The sequence below is a fragment of the Streptomyces sp. NPDC058880 genome (assembly GCF_042742535.1).
GTDB lineage: Bacteria > Actinomycetota > Actinomycetes > Streptomycetales > Streptomycetaceae > Streptomyces.
Genome location: NZ_JBHYMC010000141.1, coordinates 1 through 1,320, shown reverse-complemented (window position 1 = coordinate 1,320; position 1,320 = coordinate 1). Strand labels below are relative to the sequence as shown.

Genomic DNA, 1,320 nt, shown 5'->3' with positions numbered 1-1,320 from the left:
GTAGTGGCAGCGGCGGGCCACTGCTTGGCGTTGTCGGCGCCAGCGCGACCAGCTCAACGCGTGGGTGCGGGCGCGGGGATCTGGGGATAGGTCAGCCGCCAGGAGTCGCCGCACTTCCGCCACAGTGAGCTCGATGACCTCGGCATCCTCACCGGTGGATCCCCCTTTTCGACTGCCTGTGCGCTCATCGCGGCGAGGAAGGCGTGGGCGAGCATGGCCAGGGTGATGTGCCGGTACCAGCCGACGTAGCGGCGGACCTCGTATTCGTCCAGGCCGCACTCGTTCTTCGCTGCCTGGAAGCACTCCTCGATCGCCCACCGGGTGCCGGCGACGCGGACCAGTTCGTCCACGCCGACGTCCAGGGGCGCGTAGCCGAGGTAGTAGGCGATCTCGTCCGGCCGGCTGAGGCTCCGCCGTGCCAGCGCCCAGCGTCGCCGGATCAGGACGCCGTCCTGGTGGTCGTACTCGGCCACTGGGCGCAGTTGGACGGCTGCCCAGTCGTACTCGCGCTGCCCCTTCGCGCCCGCGCCGCAGGAACGGCGTTCCCATGCCTGGTCGGGGGCCTGCTCGAAGGCCATGTCGATGCGCGGGCCGGCCAGGGAGAGCTGGGACTTCGGGACGGCGAGGACGTAGCCGACGCCGGATGTCTCCAGCATCCGGCGGAAGCGGTTGTCCTGTCCGTAGGCGGCGTCCGCCGTGACCCAGGCGATCGGCAGCGGCGAGGCCAGCACCCTGCGGACGATCGCCGCGGCGATCGTGTTCTTGGTGGCGAACTCCCGCTCGTCGGGGACCTTGGCCGCGCGACAGCGGTCACGGTCGTCGGTCCAGGACTTGGGCAGGTAGAGCTCGCGGTCCACCAGGGCTCGGCCGGCCGTGCTGGCATAGGCGGCGAACACGCCGATCTGGCAGTTCTCGGTGCGGCCGGCGGTGCCGGAGTACTGCCTTTGGACTCCGGCGGAGGTGGTGCCCTTCTTCAGGAATCCGGTGTCATCGATGATCAATACCCCGTCGGGGCGGCCGAGTTGTTCGGCGACGTAGGTCTGCAGGTCATCGCGGATGTCGTCGGGGTTCCAGCGGGCGCGGGAGAGCAGGTACTGCAGGCCGTCGGGGGTGGAGTGGCCGGCGTGTTCGGCGAGCTGCCAGCTGTTTTTGCGGGCTACCGGGGCGAGCAGCGCGCGCACGTAGTCCCGCATCCGGCGGCGGGGTTCGACGCGGCCGAAGCGGTGCCCGATGGTGGTGAAGAGGTGGTCCAGGTCGCGGTCCCAGGTCTCGGCCTGTTCGGTGATCACGACCCGAGGCTTCCCCGGCCCGGGGTGATCT

At 70.2% G+C, this 1,320-nt stretch carries 1 protein-coding gene; it reads right to left on the bottom strand.

The features are described from left to right. Positions 1 to 53 precede the first annotated feature (53 nt). Positions 54 to 1,286, bottom strand: a complete 1,233-nt coding sequence (locus tag ACFW2G_RS33080; protein WP_384585652.1) for an IS701 family transposase — start codon at positions 1,284 to 1,286, stop codon at positions 54 to 56. Between the last annotated feature and the right edge of the window lie 34 nt (positions 1,287 to 1,320).